A 20,050-nucleotide genomic window follows, 5' to 3' on the forward strand; every position below is an offset into this window, starting at 1 on the left:
AGATGGTGATGAAGGCGTTGTAATAGTAAATCCAGATGAAGAAACTCTACAAAAGTACAGAGAAAAGCAAAAGAAGTTAGTAGAGTATAAGAAGGAACTATCAAAACTTGTAAATGCTGAGTCAATAACAATTGACGGAAGAAAGGTAGAACTTGCTGCAAATATAGGTACACCAAGCAACGTTGAAGGAGCACTTAAAAACGGTGCAGAGGGTGTAGGATTATTTAGAACAGAGTTCCTATATATGGATAAGGACAGCCTTCCAACAGAAGAAGAACAGTTTGAAGCCTACAAGGCAGTTTTAGAGGGAATGGGAGGAAGACCGGTTGTTATAAGAACTTTAGATATAGGTGGAGATAAGAAGCTACCATATCTAAAGATTGATGAGGAAATGAACCCATTCCTTGGATATAGAGCTATAAGACTATGTCTTGACAGAAAGGACATATTTAAGACTCAACTTAGAGCACTATTTAGAGCATCTGTATATGGAAACTTAAAGATAATGTTCCCAATGATATCAGGTGTAGATGAATTAAGACAAGCAAAGGCAGTGGTTGAGGAAGTTAAAAACGAACTTAAGGCAGAAGGAATTGCCTATAGCGACAACGTAGAGATAGGTATAATGATAGAAATTCCATCAGCTGCGGTTATTTCAGATATATTAGCAAAGGAAGTAGATTTCTTTAGTATAGGAACAAATGACCTAATTCAATATACAGTAGCAGTTGATAGAATGAATGAAAAGATATCATACCTATATGATCCATTCCATCCAGCAGTTTTAAGATTAATAAAGATGGTAATAGACAATGCACATAAAGAAGGAAAATGGGCTGGTATGTGTGGAGAAATGGCAGGAGATGAAAGAATAATTCCAGTTCTATTAGGATTTGGACTTGATGAGTTTAGTATGAGTGCATCCTCAATACTAAAGGCAAGAAAGTTAATAACAAGCCTAAACTACGAAGAAGCAAAGAAACTATCAGATGAAGTTATAATGTGTGCAACTTCTGAAGAGATAAAGAGCAAAATACAAAATTTTGTAAATAGATAAAGTAAGAAACACCAATTGGTTACGTTCCCCCTTCATTAACACCAATTGGTGTTTTTTTATTTTGTAAAAATATATAAGACTCCTACTTTTTTATGATATTTAAATTGTATTTTATTTTACGTTTTTGGAAAAAATATTTATTAGGTGTGATTAGATTTTTAAAAGAGGAGGAATTTTATGGCTAAATATGATGTTGATTCTGAAAAATTAAAAAGACTTGAAGACTATATTGACTCTATAGAGCAGAAGGAAGGAGCACTTATTGGAGTTCTTTACAAGGCTCAGGAGATATTTGGCTACTTACCTAAGGATGTTCAACTTTTTATTGCAAGAAAGCTTAAAATTCCAGCAGCAAAGGTATTTGGAGTTACAACCTTCTATTCCTATTTTACAATGGAGCCAAGGGGCAAACACGTAATAAACGTATGTATGGGTACAGCGTGTTTTGTAAAGGGTGCTGATAAGGTATTAGAGGAACTTAGAAAGCAACTTAATATAACAGAGGGCAATATGTCGCCAGATGGTATGTTTACAGTGGATAGTTTAAGATGTGTTGGAGCTTGCGGACTTGCACCAGTAGTAATGGTGGATGGTAAGGTATATGGAAGGGTTAAGGTTGAGGATGTTAAGGCTATTTTAGATGAATATAGAGAGGGAGGTAGCACTCAATGATTAAATCATTAGAGGAACTTAAAAAAATTAGAGAACAGTACAAGGACACATTACAAAACAGGGAGGCGGAAGAAAAAAATATAAAAATACTTGTTGGTATGGCCACTTGTGGAATTGCTGCAGGTGCAAGAAACACAATAAATGCAATCATTGAAGAAGTGAGAAAAGAAAATATTGATAATGCAGTTGTAGTACAAACAGGATGTATGGGTTTTTGCTATGCAGAGCCCACCGTTGAGGTAAGGATGCCAAACAGTGAACCGATTTTATATGGTAAGGTTGATAGTGAAAGGGCAAGGGAGATAGTAAAAAGGCACGTTAAAAATGGAGAAGTAATAAGAGAATGGGTTTTAAGAGGATAGGAGGGATAATATGCCAGTTAGAATGGAACTTTTGGTATGTGGTGGTACAGGGTGTCAAGCCTCCAACAGCAATAGGGTTTTAGAGGTTTTAAGGGAGGAAATAAAGAATTCTAACCTTGAAAACGAAGTTAGTGTTCTTATGACAGGGTGTTTTGGTTTCTGCGAAAAGGGACCAATAGTTAAAGTTATGCCAGATAATGTATTTTATGTTGAGGTTGATGAGGATTCTGCAAGAAAAATAGTAGCAGAGCACGTTGTTAAGGGAAGAGTATATCAAGAAAAATTATATGTAGAACCAGATACAAATGAAAAGCTTCCAGAACAGAGTAAAATACCTTTTTATAAAAAGCAGATTAGAATTGCTTTAAGAAACTGTGGGAAGATTGATCCTGAAAATATAAATGAATATATTGCAGCTGATGGATATATGGCACTTGGTAAGGTGTTAACAGAAATGACTCCAGAGGGAGTAATTGATATTGTTAAAAGGAGTGGACTTAGGGGGCGTGGAGGTGGTGGATTTCCAACAGGTGTAAAATGGGAAGCAACAAGAAAATCAAAGTCAGATATAAAATATGTGATATGTAATGCTGATGAGGGTGACCCAGGAGCATTTATGGATAGAAGTATACTTGAAGGAGATCCACATTCAGTTTTAGAGGGAATGGCAATTGCAGCCTATGCAATTGGTGCACAGTTTGGGTATATATATGTTAGAGCAGAATATCCTCTTGCAATTCATAGATTAAGAATTGCAATAAGCCAAGCAAGGGAATTAGGTCTTTTAGGTAAAAACATTTTTGGAACAGATTTTTGTTTTGATGTAGAAATAAAAATTGGTGCTGGTGCCTTTATATGTGGTGAGGAAACTGCACTTATAAATTCTATAGAAGGTGGACGTGGAGAGCCAACTGTAAAACCACCATATCCAGCACAGGTTGGACTCTGGAAAAAACCAACAAATATTAACAATGTAGAAACCTTTGCAAACGTTGCACCTATTATATTAAATGGAGCAGAATGGTTTGCATCCATAGGAACCGAAAAGAGCAAAGGAACAAAGGTGTTTGCACTTGCTGGAAAGGTAAACAATGTAGGGCTTGTTGAAGTTCCTATGGGAATTACATTAAGGGAGATAATATATGAATTAGGTGGAGGAATTAAAGGAGGAAAGAAGTTTAAAGCTGTTCAAACAGGTGGTCCATCTGGAGGATGCATACCAGCAGAATACCTTGATACACCAATAGACTATGATAACCTAACAGCTCTTGGTTCAATGATGGGTTCTGGTGGAATGATTGTAATGGATGAGGATGACTGTATGGTTAATATTGCAAAATTCTACCTTGAGTTTAGCTGTGATGAATCCTGCGGAAGATGTACTGCCTGTAGAGTAGGGAACAAGAGATTACTTGAAATATTAAATAAGATTACAGAGGGCAAGGGTGAGATGGAAGACTTAGAAATGTTAAAGGAGCTTGCCGAAACAGTAAAAGATTCATCCCTTTGTGGCCTTGGTCAAACTTCACCAAACCCTGTTTTATCTACTATGAAATTCTTCTATGATGAATATTTAGCACACGTTAGGGATAAGGAATGTCCTGCAGGTGTATGTAAGGAACTTTTAAAGTATTATATTATTCCGGAAAAATGTGTAGGATGTACTGCCTGTGCAAAAGTTTGCCCAGTCAATGTAATCCACGGAGAACCTAAGAAGGTACACGTAATAGATAGAGATGGATGTATAAAATGTGGTCAGTGCTACAAGACTTGTAGATTTGGAGCTATCACAAGGAAGTAAGTTGGGAGGGATAGCATGATAAATGTAACTATAAATGATATAAAATTGAAGGTGCCAGAGGGTACAACAATATTAGATGCTGCAAAAATGGCAAACATTAATATTCCTACATTATGCCACTTAAATTTACACGATATAAAGATGGTAAACAGAACAGCATCCTGTAGAGTATGTTTAGTTGAAGTTGAAGGAAGGAGAAATCTTGCACCTGCTTGTGCTACAGAATGTTTTGAAGGTATGGTAATTAAAACAAATACAAAAAGAGCAATAAGAGCAAGAAGGACAATGGTAGAACTTCTACTTTCAGATCACCCTACAGATTGCTTGGTATGTGAAAAGAATGGAAATTGTGACCTTCAAAAGATTGCTGCAGACTTAGGTATTAGACAGATTAGATTTGAAGGTGAACAGTCAACATATGAGAAGGACAGTTCAAGTGGTGCACTCTATAGAAATCCAGATAAGTGCATAATGTGCAGGCGTTGTGAGACAATGTGCAATGAAGTTCAAACCTGTAGCGTTTATTCTGCTGTAGATAGAGGTTTTGAAACAGTAGTAGGACCAGCCTTTAATCTACCAATGCTTGATACCCAATGTACCTTCTGTGGACAGTGTGTATCAGTTTGTCCAACAGCAGCACTTACAGAAGTAAGCTATGTACAGGATGTATGGAATGCACTCCACGATCCAGATAAATATGTAATAGTTCAAACTGCACCAGCAATAAGAGTTGCATTAGGGGAGGAGTTTGGTTTAAAACCTGGGACTATAGTTACAGGAAAGATGGTTGCTGCTTTAAGAAGACTTGGATTTAAAAAGGTTTTTGATACAGATTTTGCAGCCGATGTAACAATAGTTGAAGAGTCAAAGGAGTTTATAGATAGGCTTAATGGAAAGGGAAGGCTTCCAATTCTTACGAGTTGTTGCCCAAGTTGGGTTAAGTTCATAGAGCACCAGTTCCCTGAGCTTTTAGATATACCTTCAACCTGCAAGTCTCCTCATATGATGTTTGGAGCAATAGCAAAGACATATTTTGCAGAAAAATTCAACATACCTGCTGATAAGATAGTTGTAGTATCAGTAATGCCTTGTATTGCTAAAAAGTATGAGATTCAAAGGGAAGAATTAAAATCGGATGGAGTTGAAAATGTTGATTATGTTATTACTACAAGGGAATTTGCAAAGATGATAAGAGAGGCAGGAATAGATTTTACAAAACTCCCCGATGAGGATTTTGATAATCCACTTGGAGAATCAACTGGTGCATCAGTAATATTTGGTACAACAGGTGGAGTAATAGAGGCAGCATTAAGAACAGCTTATGAGTGGGTAACAGGTGAGACACTACAAGATGTTGAGTTCCACGGAGTTAGAGGCTTTGAGGATGGACTAAAAGAGGCAACAGTAAAGCTTAAGGATATGGAACTTAAGATTGGTGTTGCCCACGGTCTTGGTAATGCAAGGAGACTATTGGAGGATATAAGGGATGGCAAGAGATTCTATCACGCAATTGAGATAATGGCTTGTCCTGGAGGATGCATAGATGGTGGAGGTCAGCCTTATCATCACGGAAATCTTGAAATAGTTAAGGCAAGGATGAATGCAATTTACGAGGAGGATAGAAGAAAGCCAATTAGAAAATCCCACGAAAATCCTGCTGTTATAAAGCTATATCAAGAGTATTTGGGTGAATATGGAGGTCATAAGGCTCATAAAATATTACATACTCATTATACTCCAAGAGAAACTATATAATTTATTTAAAATAATATCCATTTGACTACTATAATCAAATGGATATTATTTTATTTCATAAACTTAAATATATGTATTTGTTTTGGGGAAAATAATATATGGGAGGGATTTGTATGGATAAAAATATAGAGCTATTAAACTATATTCATCAAAATGCACAAATGGGAATAGAAACTATAAAACAACTCTTAAAGGAAACTAAGGATGAAAATATGAAAAATGTGCTTCAGAAACACCTTAATGAATACCAAAAGTTCTATGATATGGCTGATAACAAGCTTAAATCTAAGAATATAGAGCCTAAGGAGCTTAATCTTTTATCTAAAGCATTTACTGATTTAATGATAAATTTAAAGACTCTTAGGGATAAATCGCCATCCCATATGGCAGAAATGCTTATACAGGGAAGTACAATGGGAATAGTAGATATGACAAAGAAGATAAAGGAATATCAAGGTGTAGAAAAGGAGACACTAGATATAGCAAATGGACTTTTACAGTTTGAACAAAAAAGTGTTGATGAATACAAGGGATTTCTATAATTTTAATAAAATATGAGTTTATAAAAATTCAAACAATAAAAGTAAATATATTTAAAAAAGCCCCATAAAAGAATTTTATTTAGCTCTTTTTAAGTATTTTAAAGCTTAATGAGTTAAAATAAAATCTGTATGGGGCTAAATATTTATAACTTTAAAATAGCTATAAAGGTTAAGCAAGTTTTAATTGTAATAGCTTATTTAGAGTTATAAAACTTATAATAAAATTTTACTTATTACTTTACGATAATACAAAAAGATGATATAAATAAACTTGAATATATATTATTAGGTGGTGCTTAATATGCTTGAAAGATATGATAGACAGATTGCTGTAATTGGCGAGGAGGCACAAAATAAAATATTAAATACAAAGGTTTTGGTTATTGGAGCGGGTGCACTTGGTACAAGCATTTTAAATAGTCTTGTTAGAGCTGGAGTAGGATTTATAAGGGTTGTTGATATGGACGTTGTAGAGCTTTCAAATCTTCAAAGGCAGATGCTCTTTGATGAGAAGGATTTAGGAGAAAAGAAGGTTATAGCAGCAGTGAATAAGTTAAAGCTTATAAATTCACAAGTTGAACTTGAGCCTATTTGTGATAAAATTACAACAGAGACAATTAGCAAATATGCTGTAGGTTGTGATATAATAATAGACGCAACAGATAATTTCAGTACAAGGGAGATTATAAATGAATATGCAGTAAAAAATAATCTTCCTTGGATATATGGAGGAGTTGCGGCTGCCTTTGGTATGGCAAAGACAATTATACCAAAAGATACAGCCTGCTTGAAATGCTTTATGAAGAAGAAGACAAATGAGGAGTATACAGCAAGAAATTCAGGTATAATAAACGGTATAACTGCTGTAATAGGTGCTATAGAGGCTAATATGGCAATAAGATATATTATTGGTAAGCCTTCAACTAAACTTATCTATATAGATTTATTTGAAGATGATTTTCAAACAATAGAAGTAAAAAGAGATATGAATTGTCCAGTATGTGGAGGTGAAAAAAATGATTAAAGTAAATGCAAAGGCCTTTGCAATGTTATCCAAATACATAGAGACTAACAAAAATTTTGAAATAACTCTTGAAGAGGGTGCAACTTTAAGGGATGTTTTAAGAAAACTTGGACTACCAGAAGAAGAGATATTCACTTGTACAATAAATGGAGAAAATGCAACGCTTGATGACAAAGTAAAGGACGGAGACAACGTAGGTTTTTATCCTTATTTAGGAGGGGGCTAAAATATAGGTGGCTATTTAGCCACCTTATTTGTTCCACATTCACTTGCTATTCCCCTTAATATCTCAACTCCGTGGGTTAAAACTGGAAGAACAACCTCAAGATGTTCCTTCACAGCCTTTGCACTCCCAGGAAGGTTTATAATAATACTGTTTTTTCTAATTCCTGCAACTCCACGAGATAACATTGCCTTTGGCGTTATTTGAAGAGAACGAAGCCTCATTGCTTCTGGAATTCCAGGTGCAAGTCTCTCTAATACCTCAAGGGTTGCTTCTGGAGTTACATCTCTTTTGGAAAATCCTGTACCTCCTGTTGTGAAAATTAGATCAAGGTCTAAATCTGACATTCTAATAAGTTCGCGTTTTATATCCTCTTTTTCATCTGGCACGATTATGTACTCAACTACTTCACAGTTTATTTGCTTTAGCATCTCCTTTATTAGTGGACCTGAACTATCTTCACGAAGTCCTGCATAACCTTTATCACTAACAGTTATAACTCCTGCCTTCAATTTAAACCCTCCTTTATATATATAGTTTATTTTATCACAATATTTCAACTTTGTATCTATTAATTATAAAATATGTTAAAATTATTATATAGAAGGGAGGCATATAATATGCTTAAGGTTCTAACTGTTTCAGAAGTTTTAGATATATTCAAAAATGCAAAGGAAGTAGATAATGAAAAGGTTGATATAAATAATGCACTTGGCAGGGTATTGTCGGAGGATGTTGTTTCTCGTGAAAACCTTCCAGGATTTAAAAGGTCATCTGTAGATGGATATGCACTTATTTCAAATGATACATATCTATGTAGTGAATCAATGCCTGCTATGCTAAAAAATAAGGGTTCTATTGTAATTGGTGAAAGGCCAGAGTATTCTATAAATGAAGGTGAATGTGTTTACATTCCAACAGGTGCAATGCTTCCAGATGGTGCAGATGCTGTGGCTATGATTGAGGACTGTGAAGAATTAGGAGATGAAGTTCTTGTAAATAAGCCAGCAAGCAGATGGGAAAACGTTGTTTTTGAAGATGATGACGTTAAGGCTGGAGAGGTTGTAATAAAAAAGGGAACTGTAATAGAAGATAGGCATATAGCAGTTTTAGCAGGGCTTGGAGTAACTAATATTAATGTAAAAAGAAAGGTTAAAGCAACTGTAATTTCAACAGGAGATGAACTAATCTCTCCCTATGAAGAAAGACAAATTCCAAAGGTTAGAGATATAAATGGTTACTTTTTAACAGCCGCTCTTATTAAGGACGGATGTGATGCAAAATATAAAGGAATTTCAAAGGATAATGAGGAGGAATTATTCGAACTTGTAGATAAGTCGCTTGAGGAATCAGACATAGTATTTATTTCAGGAGGCAGTTCTGCAGGTAATAGGGATTTTACTATAAATATAATGGAGAGGCTTGGAGAGGTATTGTTTCACGGAATTGCAATAAAGCCAGGTAAGCCTACATTGATGGCAAAGGTAGGAGAGAAATTCATAGTAGGGCTCCCTGGACACCCTTTATCCTGTGCTGTTGTTTATAGATTTATAATGTCAGAATTAATAGATAGAATGCTTGGCAGAATAAGAACAGATAATTCTCTAATTCTTAAGATGGGAGAAAATTACCACAAGGCCAAAGGAAGAGAGGAATATTTGCCTGTTAAGATAGAGGGAGGCTTTGCATATCCAATATATGCAAAGTCATCAGCAATTAGTGTTATGGCAAAGTGTGATGGTTTCATAAAGATAGAGCGTGATCTTGAGGGAATTGTTAATGAACAAGAAGTTAAAATTATGAGGTGATAATATGGCTCTTTTTCTTAAAAACATAGATTTAAGTGAAGCAAGAGAAATCATAAAAAATGAATGTAGTAATATAAAGCTTAAAGTAGAATATATTGATACCAGAGAGGCTCTTGGCAGAGTTACTGCAGAGCCTATATTTTCTAAAATATCTTCTCCCCATTTTATTGCCTCTGCAATGGATGGTATAGCAACAAAGTTTATATATACTTTAGATGCAGACATAAATAGACCAGTTTTATTAAAAAATGGGCAATATGAAGTAGTTGATACAGGAGATCCAATACCAGAAGGTTTTGATTGTGTTATAATGGTTGAAGATATACAAACAACTGATGAGGGAGTAATTATTAGAAAACCAGCCCACCCTTATCAAAATATTAGGCCTGTTGGAGAAGATATACCAATGGGTGCAATGATAATTCCTTCAAATCATAAAATTAGGGCAATAGATATTGCATCACTTCTTGCAGGAGGAGTGAACAAAGTACCGGTTTTTGAAAAGGTAAGGGTAGGTATTATTCCAACAGGGGATGAACTTGTAGATGTTGGAACTATGCCTAAAAGAGGGGAACTTATAGATTTTAATTCTTGGACCTTTGCGGCATTAGTAAAAGAATGGGGTGGAGAACCTATAAGATATGACATAGTTAAGGATGACTTTGAAAAAATAAAGAAGGTAGCACAGAGGGCCCTTGAAGAGTGCCACATTGTAATTGTAAATGCAGGTTCAGCAAAGGGAAGAGGCGATTTTGCAGAGGATATACTGAGTATACTTGGAGAATTAAAATTTCACGGTGTTTCAATAAAACCTGGACGACCTGCAAGTTTTTCAATGGCAGAGGGTAAGGCTATATTTGGAGTTCCAGGATATCCTGTTTCAGCCTATTTTGTTATGGAGAACATTGTAAAAGTAGGATTTGATACAGTTTTAAAGGCAAAAACCGAGGAAAAAAGAGTAGTTGAAGCTATCTTAACAAAGAAGATAAATTCCTCTTTAAAGAACGATGAGTTTGTAAGGGTAAAACTTGGTAAAGTAAAGGATAAACTTATTGCATCTCCAATAGGAAGAGGTGCTGGTGTTACAATGTCCTTAACAACAGCAGACGGTGTTCTTGTTATAGACAAAAATAAAGAGGGACTTGAGGCAGGAGAGAAGGTAAGTGTTAGATTATTAAGGGATATAAAGGATGTAGATAGTACACTTGTTTGTATAGGAAGTCACGATGTTGTACTTGATATTATATCTGATATGATGAATAAAAGAGGCTTTAATCTTAACTCTACCCACGTTGGAAGTATGGGCGGGATTATGGCACTTAAGAGGGGAGAGACTCATATAGCACCTGTACATCTTCTTGATGAAAAGGGAGAATATAATACAAGCTATCTTAAAAGATATTTAGGAGACTTTGCTTTATTAAAGTTTATAAAAAGAGTTCAGGGCTTTATGGTTCAAAAGGGTAATCCTTTAAATATAAAGGGCTTTAAAGACTTAAAGAGAGTAAGATTTGTAAATAGACAAAAAGGTTCTGGTACAAGAATGCTTCTTGACTATCATTTAAATAAGCTTTCAATAAATGTAAAGGAAATTAATGGATATGAAAGGGAGGAAATAACTCATCTTAATGTAGCAGCACAGATAGCTTCAGGAAGTGCAGATTGCGGACTTGGGGTGCTATCTGCAGCACAATTTATGGGGCTTGAATTTATTCCTGTTTGCTTTGAAGAATATGATATTGCAATAACAAGGGATATGCTCTACGATGAAAGATTTAAATGTTTCTTAGAGGTTGTAAAATCAGAGGAGTTTAAAAATAAACTTTATGAAATTGGAGGCTATGAGATAAATAGTTTAGATATAATATATTAAAGGTGTGGTGAAATGTTAGATAAGTTTAACAGAGAGATAAATTATGCAAGAATATCAATAACGGATGCTTGTAATTTAAGGTGTCTATATTGTATGCCAAATGGATATATCGCTAAGCACTATAACTTTTTAACTGTGGATGAAATTAAAAATATAGTTACAGCCCTAGCACATTTAGGCGTAAAGAGGATAAGGGTTACAGGTGGAGAACCTTTAGTAAGACAGGATATATTAGATATTATAGGAACAATTAATGAAGTTGATGGGATAGAGGATATAGGTATTACAACAAATGGCATATTGTTAGGTGATAAGATTTTTGATTTAGTTGAAAATGGTTTAAAAAGAGTGAATATAAGCCTTGATTCTTTAAAGGAAGATAGGTTTAAAAAATTGACGGGTGGAGATTTAAAAAGGGTATTAGATGGTCTTAACAAGGCATTAGAACTTGGACTTGTTGTAAAGGTTAATATGATTCCTATAAAGGACATTAATGATGATGAAATCGTTGACTTTATCGAGATGACAAAGAATATGAATATAGATGTAAGGTTTATTGAGCTTATGCCAATTGGTGAAGCAACAAGGTTTACAGGAGTTACAAAAGATGATATTATGAAATACTTGGAGGGTGCCAATATTGTAAAGATAGAAAATAACGGTGGAGGCCCATCTGAGGTGTATAGATTAGATGGACATATTGGTAGGGTAGGATTTATTACAACAATGTCCCACAGTTTTTGTAGTAGGTGCAATAGAGTTAGAATTACTTCCGATGGGAAATTAAAAACCTGCCTTCATAATCCTGATGAATATGATTTAAGGCCATATATTGATGATGTAGACAGGCTATTAGAAGTTTTAAAGATGGGAATTTACAATAAGTATGAAAAACATACCCTTTTAGAGGATAAAATAAGCAAGAGTAGTAGAGATATGGTTAGAACAGGAGGATAAATATGGATTTAACACATTTTAATGAAGAAGGAAGAGCAAGAATGGTTGATGTTGGGGAAAAGGATGATACAAAAAGGATTGCAGTAGCAAGAGGATATATTGAGATGAAAAAAGAAACCCTTGAGGCTATAAAGCAGGGGACTATAAAAAAGGGTGATGTTTTGGCTGTTGCACAGGTAGCAGGTATTATGGGAGCAAAAAAGACAAGTGATATAATCCCTATGTGCCACAACATATTTTTAAGTGGGTGTGATATAGAATTTCAAATAGATGAAGAAAAATCAAGGGTGTATATTACAGCTAAAGCAAAGACGGTTGGAAAAACAGGAGTTGAAATGGAGGCTTTAACAGCAGTTTCTACAGCTGCCTTAACTATATACGATATGTGTAAAGCAATCGACAAAGAGATGATAATAGGAGATATAAAGCTAATTGAAAAAAAAGGTGGAAAATCAGGACATTTTGTAAGGAGTGATTTAAAGATGGGAAAGGTAGTATCAGTTAATGTTAGTGAAAAGAAGGGAGTTGTTAAAAATCCAGTAAATGAGATAGAGCTTGTTGAGGATTTTGGAGTAAAGGGAGATGCTCACGCAGGAAAGTGGCATAGACAGGTTAGCCTTCTGGCGGAAGAGAGTATTGATAAGATGAAAAAGATGGGGCTTGACCATTTGGATTATGGAAAGTTTGCAGAAAATATAACTACTCAAGGTATAGATCTTCCAAGTTTAAAGATAGGCACAAGATTGATAATTGGAGAGGCAGAGGTTGAAGTAACACAGATAGGTAAAGAGTGTCATGGTGGATGTGAAATAAAAAGGCTTGTTGGAGATTGCGTAATGCCAAGAGAGGGAATATTTGTTAAGGTATTAAAGGGTGGAAAGGTTAGAGTAGGTGATGATATAATAGTTATAGAATAGTTTTTGGAGGTTGTTTTATGGCAGTTAGAGAAATAGTAAAATTAGGACATCCTGCACTTAAGACGAAAAGTGAGGAAGTTAAGGTAATTGATAATGAAATTAAGGAGCTCATTCAAGACTTAAAGGATACACTATACAGCACAACAGGTATAGGTCTTGCTGCACCACAGATTGCAGTAAATAAAAGAGTTATACTAATAGATTTAAGGGATGGAATGGAACCAATAGTTCTTATAAATCCTGAAATTACAAAACAAAGGGGAAAGCAGGAGAGTGAAGAGGGCTGCTTAAGCTATCCTGGATATTATGGATTTTTAGAAAGACCTGTTGAGGTCGAAGTTGAGGGATTAAATGAAGAAGGTAAAAAAGTAAAGTATAAGGCAACAGAGCTTCTATGCAGAGCCTTTTGTCACGAGATTGACCATTTAGACGGAATTATGTATGTAGACAGGGCATATGAAGTTTATAAAGATGAGTAAATAAGTTCCATATAGGATTACCTATATGGAACTTATTTTTACTCCCTTAACACTAAAAAATGGCCCTATTAGGGGAATTTTTGCTTTAAGATCAATAGTTACCTCATCATCAATAATAAGACTTTTATGAATATATATTTTTATTCCATCCTGCTCATAATAATAGTAGTTTTCAATATTATCAACATATTTTACAGCCTCTATCCAGAGACTTTTTACACTACCTGCTCATCCGCAGGAGGATTTTACAACAGTTATTATTAAATTGCCACCCTTTGAGGCAATATAATCTATGGCCCGCTTATTTATATTAAATTTCATACATACACCTCCATATCCATATATAATAATTTTAGCATATAAAGGAGTAATAAAAAATGATAATTGTAACAGCTGCTGTTATTGAAAATGATGATAAAATACTTATAACTCAAAGAAAAAAAGGAAAAAAGGGAGGACTACTTTGGGAATTTCCTGGTGGAAAACTTGAGGAGGGGGAGACACCTGAAGAGTGTATTATTAGAGAAATAAAAGAAGAGTTAAATATTGATATTGAGGTTATAGATATATTTGATGTGGTTTTTCATAGGTATACAGAGTTTAATATGTTAATGTTAGTGTATAGGTGTAGGCTTAAGGGAGGGGAAATAACAGCAAATGAAGTTGAAGATTTTAGATGGGTTACCCCTTTGGAGTTAAATAATTATAATTTTTTAGAGGCAGATGTTGGAGTGGTTCAAAAAATAATTACTAAAAATATATAAAAGATATAGACTTACACCTGTCTTTACAGTATAATAGGTGTAAAGACAGGTGTAAAGGAGGATATATATGAAGACAAGAGAGTTAACAATAGGAGCAGTTTTTGCAGCATTATCAATACTAATACCACTTGCTTTTGGAGGTTTTTTAACATTACATTTAGGCCCATTTACAGCAACAATAATGTCACACGTTCCTTTATTCTTATCAATGTTAATTAGTCCACAGGTAGCAGCAATGGTTGGTGCATCTTCAGCACTTGGATTCTTTATAAAGCTTGGAAGACCAGAAGTTACTGCAAGAGCACTGATGCATATTATAGTTGGATATTTTGGTGGATGGCTTGTTAAAAGAGGAGTAAAATATGAAATTGTACTACTTATTGTACTACCTATACACGCACTACTTGAGGCATTTATTGTAATACCTATTGTGGGTCTTGACTATAGAATGTTCTATATAGTTGCAGTAGGAACAGCAATACATCACTTAATAGATTCTGCAATATCAGTTTTCTTTGCAAGAACAACAGGTTTATATACATTAAAAAAATCAGCCAATTAGGCTGATTTATTTTTCATTTTCTAAAAAACATTTTATTGCGGCCTTAACAAGAAGCTTATCATATCCCCAATCCTTAATTCCAACAATTTTTATCTTATCAGAATACTTTAGGGCAATTTTAGGGTAGAAATACTCTGTCATTATTCCAGAAGAGGATTCATCAAGGCAGACATATAAAATATTACTACATTGCTTTTTAATAAAATAATTAATACCGTAATCTAAATCATCTGTGATTAAAAATATATCATCTTTTCTAAAGTGTTCATTAAGATGAGATTTTATTATGGTTGCTACTTCACTGTTTTTTGTTAAAAGGATAATCCCATCAAATTTTGCAGGCATATTTATTATTTTTTCAGTTATGTATTGCTGAAATTCACCTGTTTCTTGTACGCTTTTAGAAAATTTAATGCTTATTCCATTAGAGGTTAGTTTGTTGTAGTCTACAAACTTTTTTGTCTTTTCAAATAAGTTATTATCGGAGGTATAGTTTATAATAATTATTTCAGAGCAACCATCGTTTACTGCATAGGTTATAGCATCACTTAAAGAGGGGGTATATCCTAAATAGGCAATATAAAAGTAGTAGGGTTTATAGCTTAAAATAGAGGATTTAACATCCCTTGCAATAAGGCTTAGGTTGTTGTTTTTACTGTTTACCTCAAGTTCTGAGTATATTTTTTTTATTCTATAGCTGTATATTGGTTTTAAATAAAAGGGTTTATCCTGCAAAAAATAATTGGTGTAATACGGAGTATATTTTTCCATTTCTCCCTCACATAAAAATATTACAGCCCTTTTATTTTGAGAAATAGTACCAAAGTTTATAAAGTCTTGAGAAGGTGGTTTGAAAATTACATAACAAGTTAATATATAAGAAAAAATAAACACAGCAACAGAATAGATAATATACTTTTTATTAATAATTAACATTTTTTTAGCAGAAACTAATACTGTGATTGATATAATAAAAAGAACAGTAAAAAGAGGTGTGTAGGGAAAAGGGGCAGAGAGCAAAAGACATAATAGAATACCCCAGAGTACTGCAAACAAGAGAATAAGCATATGATACCTCCCAAATTATTTCATAAAAAATATATGAAGAAATAAATAATAATATAACTAAAAACAAAGGAAAAAAATTATCTATTAATATTTTATCAATCGTTATTTTGGTGTATAATGTAAATATATAATAGATGGAGGTGGAATTTATGGCATCAGTTGAATTGAAGAAGGGAATATATTGGGTAGGAGTCAAAAATCCAGAGCTTAGAGTTTTCGATATTATAATGACTACTAAGATGGGTACTACATATAACTCATATTTAATTGTTGATGAAAAAATAACTCTGGTTGATACAGTTAAGGATGGCTACCAAGAAGAATTTTTAAACAACATAAAGAGCATAATTGGAGATAGAAATATTGATTATTTAATAGTTCAACATACTGAACCAGACCATAGTGGTTCTTTAAGAAAAATATTAGAAGCATATAAAGATATAGTTGTATATGCTTCAAAACCAGCATTAATAAACATAAAGGAAATTACTAATATGAATTTTAACTCAGTTGAGGCAAAAGAGGATTTATGTATAGGTGAAAGGACACTTAAATTCATATCAGCACCATTTTTGCACTGGCCAGATACAATATTTACATATAGTGAAAAGGATGAGGTATTGTTTACCTGTGATGCATTTGGATGCCATTACTGTGATAAAAACAGCATCTTTAATGATGAAGTTGGAGATTTTTCAGAGGAATTTAAGTACTACTATGATGTTATTATGGGACCCTTTAAAAAATATGTATTATCTGCAATAGATAAAATTAAAGATTTAAAGTTTGATATGATATGCACAAGCCACGGTCCGGTTTTAAGACGAGATATAAATAAATATATAGATATGTATGAAAAATGGAGTAGAGAAGGAATATATGAAGAAGAAAAATCAGCAGTGGTTGCCTATGTTTCAGCCTATGGATATACAAAAACTATTGCAGAAAATATAGCAAAGGGACTAAAGGATAACGGTGCTAAGGTTTATCTATATGATATATCTGAGACAGATTTAAGTGAGGTTGTGGATAAGATTGAAAGAGCAAAGGCATTAATAGTAGGTTCTCCAACAATAAATCAAGATGCAGTAAAGCCTGTTTGGGATTTATTATCTCTAATTTGTCCAATAACTAATAGGGGTAAATTAGGAGTTGCCTTTGGTTCATATGGATGGAGTGGTGAGGCAATACCAATGCTTACAGATAGATTAAAGGGATTAAAGTTTAATACAGAACTTGAAGCCCTAAAGGTTAAGTTTAAGCCTTCAGAAGAGGATATACAAAGAGCAATAGAACTGGGAAAAACAATTGCCAATAAGATATGAATAACTTAATATAAAAGGGATATAATGTAAACGAGGTGATAAATATGAATACAAAAAGAATTTATGAATTTTTAGAAAAGCAAGGGTTAGATGAAATCGACGAAATAGAATACAAGGAAAAAATAGCTGTTTTTAACTTTGTCTATACCTTTGATGAGGCAGAAATTGAGGCAGCAAAGGCATATGCTAATGATAATTATGAGGATAAAGGTGAAGATGTTTGGTATGATGAATATTTTCTGCCATATTTAGTTGACATTGCAGTTGATAATGTGAAGGACATTGTTGAGGATTTAGCAGAGGAGTTTGATTTGAACTTTGATTTTGTTACTTACGAACTGGATAGAAATTTCTTTGAACAATGTGAGTTTGTATTAGTTGTGAGTGATAAAGATGTTCAGTTTGATATAGATAAGGTGCTGGATGATTTAGAACTGTAAAATTTAAAATTCTGAAATAAGAAATTGTTAAGAAAATAACTTCAAATTTACTATTGACTTTAAAATTTTAAATTGATAAAATTATTACATAAATAAATATTAAATTAGTAAGTGATGCCATTTTATAAATGGTGTTACCCCCTATAGGTAAAGCTAAGGCACCTTCGTGGTGCCTTAGCTTTTTAAAGGAGTGAATATATGAATGTTATTGTTTTAAATGGAAGCTTTAACAAAGAGGGTAAAACATATTACATACTTAATAAATTTTTAGATGAACTTAAAGATGAAAAAAATATAATTGATGTTTTAAATGTTTATGAATTGAATTTCAAATATTGTATAGGTTGCAAAAAATGTGAAAAGACAGGTGAATGCATATATAGGGATTTAGATTATATCTATAAAAAAATCGAAGATGCAGATTTAGTAGTTATTTCATCTCCAGTATATTTTGCTTCCTTTACAAGCCCGTTGAAGGCATTAATAGATAGGCTTCAGGTTATCTATGCAAGAAAATTTATATTGAATAGATATATTAAACCTAAAAAAGGTATACATATATTTACCGCGGGAAGAAAAAATGAAAAAATGGTAGATGCCATTATGCTTCAAACTAAATATGTTTTTATTTCTTTAAATGCTGAATTTACTGGTTCAATATTTAAGTTAAATACAGACAATGATGATTTGGATTATGAAACATTAGATAGAGATATACAAAAAATATTAAAAAAAATATGAAAAGACCTTCAATGTATAAATATAGTAATAAATGACTATAATCATTAATAAAATATTTTGTAGTAATTTTAGGAGGTCTTTATGCATACCCGTGGTTTATATGATTTGGAGAGGCAGTACCTTTTTAAGAGGTTTATATTTATTTTAGTTTTTATTATTATATTTGCTTTATTTTTATTTATAAAACCAAAGAATGATTATACAGCCTTTGAAAAATCCCTTAAGGAAAAGGATTATAAAGCATTATATAATATGATAATGAATAAAGATTTTACTTATCAAGTTTTTGAAGAATATATAAAATATAATTTTGGAGATGAAATTAATATAAAAGAAAAACAAAAAACTGAAGATGGTTATGTTTTAAAGGTAAATAGCAAAACGGGAGATAAAATATTAAAAATAAAAAAAGAAAAAAATAAACTATATTGGGATTTTAATGATTATGTTTATAATTGGACTTTGCAAGTGCCTCTTTATTCAAGTGTTGAAGTATGTGGTCAAATTTACGAGAATAAAAACGGTTTTGTTACTATAGAAAAAATACCCTTTGCATCCTACAATGTTAAAATCAAACTTAAGGGATGTGAGGACTATGAAAATAGAATACTTGCAGGACAAAAGGTAGAGGTAAAGCTTGAACTTGCAAAGGACGTAATAGATAAATGCAAGGAAGCAATATATGATTTTTTAAAGTTTAAAGAAAATGCTATAGAAAATAAAAAAATAACTGAAGTGCAATGTTTGTACACTGATTCAGGTTTATATAAAGAGGTACTAAATGAAATAGAATGGTTAAAGACTGTAGACTACAAATATTATAAAAAACTAATAGATTGGAAGGTTGTTTCTGCAAAATTAAAACATTCAGGAGTGATAGAAATAGATGTCAAAGAGGATTGGGAAGTTAAAATAATTACAGATGAAAATGAAAGTACAAATATAAATACACAATATAATAGATACTATGTTGAGATGGGGGAAAATTACAAGATAGTACAAATAAATACAATTAAATAATAAATTTCTTGTTTATAATTTTTAATAATGCACACTCTAAATAGTGAAGAAAAAAGAAAGGAGTGTGTCCTATGAAAAATAGATTATTTACAGGACTTGCAGCAGGAGCATTAATTGGTGCAGCAGCCAGCTTAATGGCTATGCCAAGAATGGACTATAGAACAAGAAGAAAGGTTAACAGAGCAGGAAAGAGAATGGCACATAGGCTTGAGGACATTGTTGAAGACCTAAGAGACTATATGAAATAGGGGTTTTTACCCCTATTTATTTTTTTAATGAAATTTTTAATCATTTTTTAGTTGTAATGTTTAATAAAAATTTTATATAATTAATCCTGAATTATTCACCAACCAAAAATTAAACTGAAAAATATTTATAAGAAATCTTAGTATAATTGTTATATGAATAAAATTTTCATAAATTACAGATATTTACATTAAAGAAGAATAGATTTCACCTATAGTATAAAATTTTACTTTTTGAACTTATCAAAGAACAATAATAAAAGAATTTCATTCTAACTTGTGAATATTTGCTACAATCTCATAAAAATCATTTTTATATGCGTAGCTACTGCAAAGCTTAAATATTATGTAGCGACTACTTCTTACTATTCTTGAGGCTATTTTCATTAGTTTAAGCCTTATTGTATCTATTTGA

Annotated in this window: 23 protein-coding genes and 1 pseudogene; 21 read left to right on the top strand and 3 right to left on the bottom strand. The window is 32.8% G+C overall.

Annotated features, from left to right (window positions below; genetic code table 11):
* From ptsP to BUB63_RS10310, 8 genes are all read left to right on the top strand, one after another.
* On the top strand, nucleotides 1-1,057 hold a 1,057-nt coding region (ptsP, locus tag BUB63_RS10275), incomplete at its 5' end, for a phosphoenolpyruvate--protein phosphotransferase (protein ID WP_073249581.1).
* A 177-nt stretch (nucleotides 1,058-1,234) separates the two neighbouring features.
* On the top strand, nucleotides 1,235-1,729 hold the full coding sequence (gene nuoE, locus BUB63_RS10280) for an NADH-quinone oxidoreductase subunit NuoE (RefSeq protein ID WP_027307713.1): 495 nt from the start codon (nucleotides 1,235-1,237) through the stop codon (nucleotides 1,727-1,729).
* Nucleotides 1,726-2,091, top strand: coding sequence for a (2Fe-2S) ferredoxin domain-containing protein (locus BUB63_RS10285; protein ID WP_027307712.1), 366 nt, complete (start codon nucleotides 1,726-1,728; stop codon nucleotides 2,089-2,091). The genes nuoE and BUB63_RS10285 overlap by 4 nt, the downstream gene beginning before the upstream one ends.
* A gap of 10 nt (nucleotides 2,092-2,101) precedes the next feature.
* Nucleotides 2,102-3,892 carry an NADH-quinone oxidoreductase subunit NuoF gene (locus tag BUB63_RS10290; RefSeq protein WP_073249583.1) on the top strand — a complete coding sequence of 597 codons (1,791 nt, stop codon included), beginning with the start codon at nucleotides 2,102-2,104 and terminating at the stop codon, nucleotides 3,890-3,892.
* Between the two features lie 15 nt (nucleotides 3,893-3,907).
* Nucleotides 3,908-5,647, top strand: coding sequence for an NADH-dependent [FeFe] hydrogenase, group A6 (locus tag BUB63_RS10295; protein ID WP_073249585.1), 1,740 nt, complete (start codon nucleotides 3,908-3,910; stop codon nucleotides 5,645-5,647).
* A gap of 113 nt (nucleotides 5,648-5,760) precedes the next feature.
* Nucleotides 5,761-6,189 carry a plant Invertase/pectin methylesterase inhibitor family protein gene (locus BUB63_RS10300; protein WP_027307709.1) on the top strand — a complete coding sequence of 143 codons (429 nt, stop codon included), beginning with the start codon at nucleotides 5,761-5,763 and terminating at the stop codon, nucleotides 6,187-6,189.
* A 301-nt stretch (nucleotides 6,190-6,490) separates the two neighbouring features.
* Complete coding sequence (locus tag BUB63_RS10305) at nucleotides 6,491-7,213, top strand: HesA/MoeB/ThiF family protein (protein WP_073249587.1); 723 nt, start codon at nucleotides 6,491-6,493, stop codon at nucleotides 7,211-7,213.
* Nucleotides 7,206-7,439 (top strand): MoaD/ThiS family protein, encoded by a 234-nt coding sequence (locus BUB63_RS10310; RefSeq protein WP_035165650.1) that lies wholly within the window; start codon nucleotides 7,206-7,208, stop codon nucleotides 7,437-7,439. The genes BUB63_RS10305 and BUB63_RS10310 overlap by 8 nt, the downstream gene beginning before the upstream one ends.
* Nucleotides 7,440-7,450: 11 nt before the next feature.
* Here BUB63_RS10310 and BUB63_RS10315 read toward each other — a convergent pair whose 3' ends face one another.
* Nucleotides 7,451-7,948, bottom strand: a complete 498-nt coding sequence (locus tag BUB63_RS10315) for a MogA/MoaB family molybdenum cofactor biosynthesis protein (RefSeq protein ID WP_027307708.1) — start codon at nucleotides 7,946-7,948, stop codon at nucleotides 7,451-7,453.
* Between the two features lie 108 nt (nucleotides 7,949-8,056).
* Here BUB63_RS10315 and BUB63_RS10320 point away from each other — a divergent pair, with 108 nt between their 5' ends.
* From BUB63_RS10320 to BUB63_RS10350, 8 genes and pseudogenes are all read left to right on the top strand, one after another.
* Nucleotides 8,057-9,244: a molybdopterin molybdotransferase MoeA gene (locus BUB63_RS10320; RefSeq protein ID WP_073249589.1), complete on the top strand. Its 1,188-nt coding sequence runs from the start codon at nucleotides 8,057-8,059 to the stop codon at nucleotides 9,242-9,244.
* 4 nt (nucleotides 9,245-9,248) lie between these two features.
* A complete protein-coding gene (locus BUB63_RS10325; RefSeq protein WP_073249591.1) occupies nucleotides 9,249-11,117 on the top strand; it encodes a molybdopterin biosynthesis protein in 1,869 nt (622 codons plus the stop codon).
* Between the two features lie 12 nt (nucleotides 11,118-11,129).
* Nucleotides 11,130-12,074, top strand: a complete 945-nt coding sequence (moaA, locus tag BUB63_RS10330) for a GTP 3',8-cyclase MoaA (RefSeq protein ID WP_073249593.1) — start codon at nucleotides 11,130-11,132, stop codon at nucleotides 12,072-12,074.
* A gap of 2 nt (nucleotides 12,075-12,076) precedes the next feature.
* Nucleotides 12,077-12,553: pseudogene (gene moaC, locus BUB63_RS13725) on the top strand (cyclic pyranopterin monophosphate synthase MoaC); the annotation flags it as partial.
* A 3-nt stretch (nucleotides 12,554-12,556) separates the two neighbouring features.
* Nucleotides 12,557-12,991 (top strand): MOSC domain-containing protein, encoded by a 435-nt coding sequence (locus BUB63_RS14040; protein ID WP_200790233.1) that lies wholly within the window; start codon nucleotides 12,557-12,559, stop codon nucleotides 12,989-12,991.
* Nucleotides 12,992-13,008: 17 nt separating this feature from the next.
* A complete protein-coding gene (gene def, locus BUB63_RS10340) occupies nucleotides 13,009-13,470 on the top strand; it encodes a peptide deformylase (RefSeq protein WP_073249597.1) in 462 nt (153 codons plus the stop codon).
* A gap of 377 nt (nucleotides 13,471-13,847) precedes the next feature.
* A complete protein-coding gene (locus BUB63_RS10345; RefSeq protein WP_027307699.1) occupies nucleotides 13,848-14,234 on the top strand; it encodes a (deoxy)nucleoside triphosphate pyrophosphohydrolase in 387 nt (128 codons plus the stop codon).
* 67 nt (nucleotides 14,235-14,301) lie between these two features.
* Nucleotides 14,302-14,796: a hypothetical protein gene (locus tag BUB63_RS10350; protein WP_073249599.1), complete on the top strand. Its 495-nt coding sequence runs from the start codon at nucleotides 14,302-14,304 to the stop codon at nucleotides 14,794-14,796.
* 6 nt (nucleotides 14,797-14,802) lie between these two features.
* Here BUB63_RS10350 and BUB63_RS10355 read toward each other — a convergent pair whose 3' ends face one another.
* On the bottom strand, nucleotides 14,803-15,864 hold the full coding sequence (locus tag BUB63_RS10355; protein ID WP_027307697.1) for a hypothetical protein: 1,062 nt from the start codon (nucleotides 15,862-15,864) through the stop codon (nucleotides 14,803-14,805).
* 149 nt (nucleotides 15,865-16,013) lie between these two features.
* Between BUB63_RS10355 and BUB63_RS10360 the strand changes: the two genes are divergently transcribed.
* From BUB63_RS10360 to BUB63_RS13425, 5 genes are all read left to right on the top strand, one after another.
* Nucleotides 16,014-17,189 carry an FprA family A-type flavoprotein gene (locus BUB63_RS10360; protein ID WP_027307696.1) on the top strand — a complete coding sequence of 392 codons (1,176 nt, stop codon included), beginning with the start codon at nucleotides 16,014-16,016 and terminating at the stop codon, nucleotides 17,187-17,189.
* A 44-nt stretch (nucleotides 17,190-17,233) separates the two neighbouring features.
* Nucleotides 17,234-17,629, top strand: a complete 396-nt coding sequence (locus BUB63_RS10365; protein ID WP_027307695.1) for a hypothetical protein — start codon at nucleotides 17,234-17,236, stop codon at nucleotides 17,627-17,629.
* Nucleotides 17,630-17,827: 198 nt separating this feature from the next.
* Nucleotides 17,828-18,370 carry a flavodoxin family protein gene (locus BUB63_RS10370; protein ID WP_073249601.1) on the top strand — a complete coding sequence of 181 codons (543 nt, stop codon included), beginning with the start codon at nucleotides 17,828-17,830 and terminating at the stop codon, nucleotides 18,368-18,370.
* A gap of 81 nt (nucleotides 18,371-18,451) precedes the next feature.
* Entirely contained in the window at nucleotides 18,452-19,390 is a 939-nt protein-coding gene (locus tag BUB63_RS10375) for a hypothetical protein (RefSeq protein WP_073249603.1), read from the top strand.
* A 71-nt stretch (nucleotides 19,391-19,461) separates the two neighbouring features.
* Nucleotides 19,462-19,638, top strand: coding sequence for a YtxH domain-containing protein (locus BUB63_RS13425; protein ID WP_073249605.1), 177 nt, complete (start codon nucleotides 19,462-19,464; stop codon nucleotides 19,636-19,638).
* Between the two features lie 264 nt (nucleotides 19,639-19,902).
* On the opposite strand, the gene BUB63_RS10385 is transcribed toward BUB63_RS13425, so the two are convergent.
* The coding region (locus tag BUB63_RS10385) for a transposase (protein ID WP_200790214.1) at nucleotides 19,903-20,050 on the bottom strand (148 nt) is incomplete at its 5' end.

It is taken from the genome of Caloramator proteoclasticus DSM 10124, assembly GCF_900129265.1.
Taxonomy (GTDB): domain Bacteria; phylum Bacillota; class Clostridia; order Clostridiales; family Caloramatoraceae; genus Thermobrachium; species Thermobrachium proteoclasticum.